The organism is Pontimicrobium sp. IMCC45349, from assembly GCF_047219225.1.
Lineage (GTDB): Bacteria > Bacteroidota > Bacteroidia > Flavobacteriales > Flavobacteriaceae > IMCC45349.
In genome coordinates, this window is record NZ_CP178208.1 from 3,409,581 (window position 1) to 3,417,763 (window position 8,183).

Annotated in this window: 9 protein-coding genes; 6 read left to right on the forward strand and 3 right to left on the reverse strand. The window is 30.5% G+C overall.

All coding sequences use genetic code 11. From position 1 onward, the window contains the following. Position 1 precedes the first annotated feature (1 nt). Together ACLII3_RS15675 and ACLII3_RS15680 are read left to right on the forward strand one after the other, a co-directional pair. Complete coding sequence (locus tag ACLII3_RS15675; RefSeq protein ID WP_412985444.1) at positions 2-727, forward strand: copper homeostasis protein CutC; 726 nt, start codon at positions 2-4, stop codon at positions 725-727. Further along, a complete protein-coding gene (locus ACLII3_RS15680) occupies positions 684-3,185 on the forward strand; it encodes a glycosyl hydrolase 2 galactose-binding domain-containing protein (RefSeq protein ID WP_412985445.1) in 2,502 nt (833 codons plus the stop codon). The genes ACLII3_RS15675 and ACLII3_RS15680 overlap by 44 nt, the downstream gene beginning before the upstream one ends. A 24-nt stretch (positions 3,186-3,209) precedes the next feature. Here ACLII3_RS15680 and prmC read toward each other — a convergent pair whose 3' ends face one another. Both prmC and ACLII3_RS15690 read right to left on the reverse strand, forming a co-directional pair. After that, a complete protein-coding gene (gene prmC, locus ACLII3_RS15685) occupies positions 3,210-4,076 on the reverse strand; it encodes a peptide chain release factor N(5)-glutamine methyltransferase (RefSeq protein ID WP_412985446.1) in 867 nt (288 codons plus the stop codon). After that, a complete protein-coding gene (locus tag ACLII3_RS15690) occupies positions 4,073-4,549 on the reverse strand; it encodes a GNAT family N-acetyltransferase (RefSeq protein ID WP_412985447.1) in 477 nt (158 codons plus the stop codon). Before ACLII3_RS15690 ends, prmC begins: the two co-directional genes overlap by 4 nt. A 66-nt stretch (positions 4,550-4,615) precedes the next feature. Between ACLII3_RS15690 and ACLII3_RS15695 the strand changes: the two genes are divergently transcribed. From ACLII3_RS15695 to ACLII3_RS15710, 4 genes are all read left to right on the forward strand, one after another. After that, positions 4,616-5,080: a hypothetical protein gene (locus tag ACLII3_RS15695; RefSeq protein WP_412985448.1), complete on the forward strand. Its 465-nt coding sequence runs from the start codon at positions 4,616-4,618 to the stop codon at positions 5,078-5,080. Between the two features lie 280 nt (positions 5,081-5,360). Then, on the forward strand, positions 5,361-6,365 hold the full coding sequence (gene ribD / locus ACLII3_RS15700; protein ID WP_412985449.1) for a bifunctional diaminohydroxyphosphoribosylaminopyrimidine deaminase/5-amino-6-(5-phosphoribosylamino)uracil reductase RibD: 1,005 nt from the start codon (positions 5,361-5,363) through the stop codon (positions 6,363-6,365). Then, complete coding sequence (locus ACLII3_RS15705; RefSeq protein ID WP_412985450.1) at positions 6,358-6,972, forward strand: HAD family hydrolase; 615 nt, start codon at positions 6,358-6,360, stop codon at positions 6,970-6,972. The genes ribD and ACLII3_RS15705 overlap by 8 nt, the downstream gene beginning before the upstream one ends. 1 nt (position 6,973) lies before the next feature. Next, a complete protein-coding gene (locus tag ACLII3_RS15710; RefSeq protein ID WP_412985451.1) occupies positions 6,974-7,588 on the forward strand; it encodes an IMPACT family protein in 615 nt (204 codons plus the stop codon). Here the strand turns inward: ACLII3_RS15710 and ACLII3_RS15715 are convergent. Next, positions 7,585-7,983, reverse strand: a complete 399-nt coding sequence (locus ACLII3_RS15715; RefSeq protein WP_412985452.1) for an acyl-CoA thioesterase — start codon at positions 7,981-7,983, stop codon at positions 7,585-7,587. The genes ACLII3_RS15710 and ACLII3_RS15715 overlap by 4 nt on opposite strands. Positions 7,984-8,183 lie beyond the last annotated feature (200 nt).

The following is an 8,183-nucleotide window of genomic DNA, read 5'->3' on the forward strand; positions in this document are numbered from 1 at the left end:
AATGACACTAGAAATTTGCGCAAGTAATTACCAATCAGCAAGCAACGCTCAAGAAGCAGGTGCAGATCGTATTGAACTCTGCCAAGAACTGGCTATTGGTGGTATCACTCCTAGTTATGGATTACTAAAACAAGTATTAGATACACTAGATATTCCTGTGTTTGTATTGATTCGCCCAAGAAGTGGTAATTTCACCTATTCTGATGCAGAGTTTGACATCATGAAACAAAACATTCTGCTTTGTAAAGATTTAGGCGCTAGTGGAATTGTATCTGGAGTTTTAAATCTTGACAATACCATTGATATTGAGCGCACCCAAGAATTAATTGAATTATCAAAACCACTACCTTTCACCTTTCATCGTGCTTTTGATTGGACACCAAAACCTGTAAAAGCTATGTATAGCTTAATAGAGATTGGAGTTGAACGAATTTTATCGTCTGGTCAACAAGCATCTGCAGAAAAAGGTTTAGAACTATTAACTAAACTAAAAGACAAAGCCCAAAACAGAATAAACATATTACCTGGAGGAGGCATTAACAGCTCTAATGCTTCAATTTTCAAAGCTAATAGTTTTAATGAAATTCACGCTTCGGCTTCAACAATTAAAACAGTTTCAGAAATACCAGAAATAAGCATGAACAGTTCTAAATTTTTAAGTGATACAGACATTTATTATTCTGATGAAACAAACATCAAATCTATTATTCAATCATTACATGCTTAGGTTTCTATATATCACTATTTTCAGCTTAGTTTTACTGTCTTGCAATTCAAAAGAAGTACAAACTCCAATTAACATAGAACTTCATAATAATTGGGAATTTAAACAAGTAGATAGTACACAATGGCATACAGCTACTGTTCCAGGAGAAGTGCATTCCGATTTATTGAATCACAAATTAATTGAAGACCCATTTATTGGAAACAATGAGCACGATTTACAATGGATATCGGAAACCAACTGGGAATACAAAACACAATTTTTATTAGACAACAACATTTTAAACAAAAAACATATTGATCTCAACTTTGAAGGATTAGACACCTATGCAAAGGTGTTTTTAAATGATTCATTAATACTTAACACTAACAATGCGTTTCTCAATTGGAAAAAGGATGTTAAATCACTTTTAAACCCTGAAAATACTTTAAAAGTAATCTTTACAAAACCCTCAGAAATTGAAGCAAAAGAAAAAGCAAAATTAGGATATCAACTTCCTGAAGGTAATCGCATTTTTACACGAAAAGCACAATTTCAATATGGTTGGGATTGGGGACCAAAACTCAACACCATGGGCATTTGGCGACCTGTGACTTTGACTGCTTGGGATGATTATAAAATTGAAGATTTACATATTAAACAAACTGAATTAAACAACAATATAGCAACTCTTCAAATTCAACTAAATAACACATTAAATACTGAGCTGAATAATAACGTGTCTTATGATATTTATGTCAACGATATTTTTAATTCAACTTATTCAAATCAGACCAAAACATTTAATATACAAAATCCAAAACTTTGGTGGCCTCATAATTTAGGAGAACCATATTTGTATGAAGTTAAAGTAATTGTAAAAAAAGACAACATCATTCTAGATAGTATTTCTAAAAAAATCGGACTCAGAACTATTGAGTTAGTCAATGAAAAAGATTCTATTGGAGAATCTTTCTATTTTAAAGTAAATGATGTACCTGTTTATGCTAAAGGTGCTAATTATATTCCACAACACAGTTTTCAAGGTCAAGTTAGCAATCAGCACTACAAAGACTTACTTAATGATGTTGTAGACGCTAATATGAACATGCTTCGCGTTTGGGGAGGTGGTATTTATGAGAATGACATTTTTTATGACCTATGCGACGAAAAAGGCATTCTCGTTTGGCAAGATTTCATGTTTGCTTGTGCTATGTATCCTGGAGATAAAGACTTTTTAGAAAACGTTCAAAATGAAGCTACATACAACGTAAAGCGATTAAGAAACCATCCTTCTATAGCGCTTTGGTGTGGCAATAACGAAAACAGTGAAGGTTGGCATCGTTGGGGTTGGCAAGCCAATAGAAGTGATAAAGAAAAAGAAGAAATTTGGAACAACTATCTAAAAGTGTTTGATAGTATTCTTCCTAAAACAGTCAACCAATTAACTGATGTTGATTACTGGGAAAGCTCACCAAGATATGGTCGTGGTAATCCAAATTACAAGTCAGAAGGCGATGCACATGATTGGTGGATTTGGCATGATGATTATCCATTTGAACACTTAGAGCAAAATGTACCTCGTTTTATGAGTGAGTTTGGCATGCAAGGGTTTCCTAGTTACGAGACTATTAAATACATTAATCAATCTGATAGTATTAACATCAGTTCTAAAGGTTTTAAAAATCATCAAAAACACCATCGAGGTTTTCAATTAATTGATGAGTACATGCAACGCGATTTCCCTGTACCAACCAAAGCAGAAGATTACGTCTATATGAGTCAGCTAGTACAAGCCTACGGAATTACTATGGGAATTGAAGCACATCGCAGAGCGAAACCAAAAAATATGGGAACATTGTATTGGCAGCTTAATGATTGTTGGCCTTCAGTCTCGTGGTCTAGTATTGATTATTTTGGTAATTGGAAAGCTTTGCATTATAAAGCTAAAAAGAGCTTTGACAACTTATTAATTTCATCAATTATAGAAGACAACATATTAAAAATTTATGCAGTCAATGATTCACTTATTGATATTGAGCTAGATTTAAAATTAGAGCTTTTAGATTTTAATGGCAATGAAATTTGGTCTGGAGATTTATTAACTATTGCAAAAGCAAATGCTTCTGATGCTATTTTTAAATACGATTTGAGCAAGATAAATTTTAACAAAGAAGCTTCCGTTTTAAAGATTTCATCTGAAAACAACCAATGGTTAAAATACTTTTCAAAACCAAAAGATTTAAAATTACAACAAGGAGAAATAGAAACTATTATCAGTAAAACGAATGAAGGTTTCAAAATTGAACTCTTATCTTCTACCCTTCAAAAAAATATCTTATTATACACTGAAGAAAAAGGACATTTCTCAGATAACTTTTTTGATTTGCTACCTAATAAAACTAAGATTATAGAATTTGAAACAGATTCTAAGACTTTGGAAAATTTAAAACTAAAATCGTTGAATATGTTTACAAACTAAAAAAGTATTACAACACTCGAGCAATTACAATTTAACAGCCTTAGTCATTCGATCCTTTTGATTAATATCTTGTCGCAATTCAATATCTTGAAATTTATTTTCAGACAATAATTGCTTCATTTGAACACCTAAGTATTCATTGATTTCAAAGAATAATAATCCATTTTCTTTAAGTAGTTTTTGCGACAATTCTGCTATAACTCTATAAAACACCAAAGCATTATCATCTTCTACAAATAATGCTAAATGCGGTTCGTGTTTTAAAACATTGTCGTGCATTAATTCTTTTTCTAATTCACGCACATAAGGTGGATTGGAAACAATGACATCAAATTGCAAATCATTTAATTCGCTATTTAACTCTAAAACATTAGCATTAACAAAAGTGATATCCACATTATTTTGTTGCGCATTTTGTTGCGCAACACTTAAAGCATCTTTACTAACATCCAAAGCATATACTTTAGCATTAGGAATATTTTTAGCTAACGAAATAGCAATACAACCACTTCCTGTGCCTATATCTAAGATGTTTATCTGCTTTTCAACTGAGTGCGGAATGACAGAATTAATTATCCAATCTACTAACTCTTCTGTTTCTGGTCTAGGAATTAAAACCGATTCGTTGACTTTAAATGGTAGTCCAAAAAATTCTGTTTCCCCTAATATATATTGAATAGGTTCATAGTTTTTTAAACGTTCTATCAACTCTTGAAAATGATTGTAGTTTTTAGGATTAACAACTTCATCAGCTTTTAAACTAATATCAATACGCTTATAACCCAAATAAAACTCTGAAGCGATTAAGAAAAAGGATTCTATTTCCTCATTAGGATAATAGCCTTTTAAACCATTTTTAAAATATATTTTTAAAGCTTTTAATTGCATCATAAATCTTTTAACATCCACACTCCACAAGAATAATGTCCCGTATTTCCTAAAGGTCCATCTAAATGTTCAAAACCATATTTTTCATAAATATGGATTGCTGCTTTTAGCATTGAAGCAGATTCTAAATAACATTTTTCGTAACCAAAATCTTTAGCCACTTGCAAACATTTTTCAAAGAGCATTTTCCCATAGCCATTTCCTCTAATTTTTGAGGAGAAATACATTTTTTGAAGCTCACATACATTGCCTTCATAATTATTTAAAGGCTTAATACCTCCTCCTCCTAACACTTCACCATCAACTTCTACTACAAAATACACTTCCTTATCTCCTTGGTAAGATTCAAACATTTTTGGTGTTTCCTTATCTTCATAAGCAGTTCCCGTTAACGGAATACCAAGTTCAATAAATGTTTCCTTTATAACAGTCTCAACCGACTTATTATCTTTTTGTTGAATTTCTCTAATAATCATCTACACTTACCAATAATTTAATCTTACTTTTGTGACGTGAAGATACTGATAATCTATATTATTTAAATGAGAAACAAATTAATATTACTAACACTTTTTATCCTAACCTTTAGTTGTTCTGTTAAAGAAAAACCTGAGTTTTTAAGAGTTGAAAATATTAAGGTTACAGATTCTAACCTTGAAAGTATTACCTTAAGTGCAAATGCTTTTTTTAACAATCCTAACGATATTGGAGGTACTCTAAAAAGTGATGGTATTATTGTTTTAGTAAACGATATTGAAATTGGTAAAATTAGTTCTGATGATTTCAAAGTGCCAGCTAATAAAGAATTCAGCATTCCTTTGCAAATAACTGCTTCAACTACAGATATTATTAACAAAGACACTAATGGTATTGTTGGAGGCATTATAAATAGCTTACTTTCTAAAAAAGTAAAAGTGCAGTACAAAGGATTTATTACCTATAAAGCTTTAGGTATCTCTTATGATTATCCTGTTGACAAAACTGAAAATGTAAAAATTAAACTGTAATTATTTTTTCTTTTGTGAAATTATTTTTCTAACAACACGAATTAAGTCCCTAATTATATAAATTAGTGGCACTAAAAAAATAAAAACACCTATAAAATTAATATCAAACCATACACTTGATTCTCCAAAACCCTTAGGCCAAGAATAAAAAAAATGAAAAGCCTATTATCATTATAAAAACACAGATTAAATAGACTAAAAATCGAAATAAAAAGTTTTTCAAGTTTATTTTAATTTTCTATAAATATAAATTATAATATTGTTATTCAATTGTACTGATTTGCAAATACACAAAAACTACATACAACGTTGTATAGACATCGCTAAAAACGGTTTAGGTTTTACTGCTCCTAATCCAATGGTTGGTGCTGTAATTGTTTATAACAATAAGATTATAGGAGAAGGCTACACAAGTGCTTATGGTGGCAATCATGCCGAAGTAAATGCTATTAATTCAGTTAAAGACAAATCATTATTAAAAGAATCTACACTATATGTAACGCTTGAACCTTGCTCTCATCATGGAAAAACACCACCTTGCAGTGATTTAATTGTTAAAAACAAGATTCCAAACGTGGTTATTGGTTGTGTTGATGATAACCCAGAAGTTTCAGGAAAAGGAATTAAAAGGTTAAAAAAATCTGGATGCAACGTAATTGTTGGTATATTAGAAAACGAGTGTAAAACACATCACAAACGCTTTTTTACTTTTCACAATAAAAAACGTCCATATATTATTTTAAAATGGGCAGAAACTTCTAATGGCTATATTTCACCTAAGCATAAAGACGAACAGAAACCTGTTTGGATTACAAATACATATTCTAGACAATTAGTACATAAATGGCGAGCAGAAGAACAAGCTATTTTAGTAGGAACCAATACTGTTGTTGCAGACAACCCAAGTTTAACTACTAGAGATTATACAGGAAAAAACCCTATTAGAGTTGTTATAGACAACACAAATCGCTTACCTAAAAACGCATCCATTTTTGATAACACTGCTGAAACTATTGTTATTTCAAAAGAGGATATAGATTTCAATCAACCTATTGCATCACAAATTTGTACTATCCTTTATCAAAAAAACATCAATTCAATAATAATTGAAGGAGGTGCTCAAACACTACAAACCTTTATTAATGAAAACCTATGGGATGAAGCGCGTATATTTAAGGGTTCTAATAATTTTAAAAATGGTACTAAAGCACCAATATTAAAAGGAACTCTAATACAAAACCATAAAATACAAAACGACACTTTTAATATATTGGTAAATGATTAAGACAATTATATTTGACTTCGGAGATGTATTCATCAATTTAGATAAACCTGCTACCGAAAGGGAACTATTTAAATTAGGAGTAAAAGAACTCTCTTTAGACATGTACAACGTTGCAAAGGAATATGAGAAAGGACTTATAAGCTCTAATGAATTTGTAACATACTTCACCAACAAATTCCCTAACATAAAAGGTACTGACTTAATAAAAGCTTGGAATGCAATAATCTTAGATTTTCCAGAGTATAGATTAGAGTTTATAGAAAACCTAGCAAAAGACAAAACATATAAACTTATTTTACTAAGTAACACCAATGCACTACATATAGAGCAAGTAATTGAAAATATGAATCTTGAACGCTACAACCGTTTCAAGAATTGCTTTGACAAATTTTACTTATCACATGAAATTCATTTAAGAAAACCCAATTCAAATATTTATGAATTTGTTTTAACTGAAAATAATTTATTACCAAACGAATGCATTTTTATTGATGATACTAAGGACAATACAGATACTGCTGCGTCATTAGGAATTCATGTATGGAATAATAATCCAGAAGTAGACGACATTATAAACCTATTTAAAGAAAAAGCTGAACTTTTTTAATTTGGAAATTAAAGACACATACAAGACTATTGAGCATGCTTCTGAAGAAGTACTTTTTAAAGATAAAAACAGTAAGTTTTTTGGCTATGCTTTCCATGTCACCAATGAAGCACAGGTAAAAGAACATATAGAAGACCTAAAAAAGCAACACCATTCTGCAAGACATTGGTGCTATGCATATCAAATAGGTACTGAGCGTATTTCTTATCGTGCTAATGACGATGGTGAACCAAGTAATAGTGCTGGACAACCTATTTATGGACAAATTCAATCGTTTGACCTTACTAACGTGCTTGTTGTTGTGGTTAGATACTTTGGAGGTGTTAAACTTGGTGTGGCTGGTTTAATAAACGCATATAGAACTGGAGCTCAAATGGCGTTAGAAGCGTCAAAAATTGTAGAGAAGACAATAAATATTGATTACTTAATTCGTTTTGACTATAAAAACATGAACAAAGTAATGAGAGTGATTAAAGAAAAGCAATTAAAAATTGTAAATCAGACACTAGAATTAGATTGTCAAATTCAAATTTCGGTTCGAAAAAAAGATTCTGAAACCATTTTCAATATTTTCAATAATCTCTACGAAGTTTCAATAAAAAATTTCAACGATTAATCCTGCAGTTTATCTAATAAATATTTTGGACAACGCATTGGTCTGTTCGTTTTCATATCAATAAAAGCCAAAACTGTATTTCCAAAAGTTAAAACCTCTCCATTTTGATTTGTAATTTCATAATTAAACTCAATCGAAGCGGTTGGCATTTTTACAAGTTGAGTTTTTACTTTTATTAAATCATCATAACATGCTGATTTTTTGAAATTTACATTCAAAGATATTACAGGTAACATCACCCCTTCTTCTTCCATCTTTTTATAAGACACTCCATAATCTCTTAACCACTCAATTCTCCCAATTTCAAAATATTGCGCATAATTACCATGATATACTACACCCATTTGGTCTGTTTCACCATATCTTACCCTAATCTCAACTTCGCTACATTTCATCTATAAAATTTGAAGAATTAATATTTTTTTTTGTACTTTCAACGAGATTTAAACATGGGAAAAAAAAACTAAAAATTCAATAGTTTTCAATTTTTTTTTTTAGAATTTTGTTCACATATTTGTCTTGTAAAACAACAACAGCAGAAAAGCCAAATTTCTGTGTTTTTTATAACTAACTAACTTAAAATTTAACATTAGAT

Bases quoted from the DNA above. Each gene is read 5' to 3' on its own strand.
- ACLII3_RS15680 (WP_412985445.1), top strand. From the start codon at position 684: ATGAAACAAACATCAAATCTATTATTCAATCATTACATGCTTAGGTTT.
- ACLII3_RS15690 (WP_412985447.1), bottom strand. From the start codon at position 4,549: ATGATTATTAGAGAAATTCAACAAAAAGATAATAAGTCGGTTGAGACT.
- ACLII3_RS15715 (WP_412985452.1), bottom strand. From the start codon at position 7,983: ATGAAATGTAGCGAAGTTGAGATTAGGGTAAGATATGGTGAAACAGAC.
- ACLII3_RS15675 (WP_412985444.1), top strand. From the start codon at position 2: ATGACACTAGAAATTTGCGCAAGTAATTACCAATCAGCAAGCAACGCT.
- ACLII3_RS15695 (WP_412985448.1), top strand. From the start codon at position 4,616: ATGAGAAACAAATTAATATTACTAACACTTTTTATCCTAACCTTTAGT.
- ACLII3_RS15705 (WP_412985450.1), top strand. From the start codon at position 6,358: ATGATTAAGACAATTATATTTGACTTCGGAGATGTATTCATCAATTTA.
- prmC (WP_412985446.1), bottom strand. From the start codon at position 4,076: ATGATGCAATTAAAAGCTTTAAAAATATATTTTAAAAATGGTTTAAAA.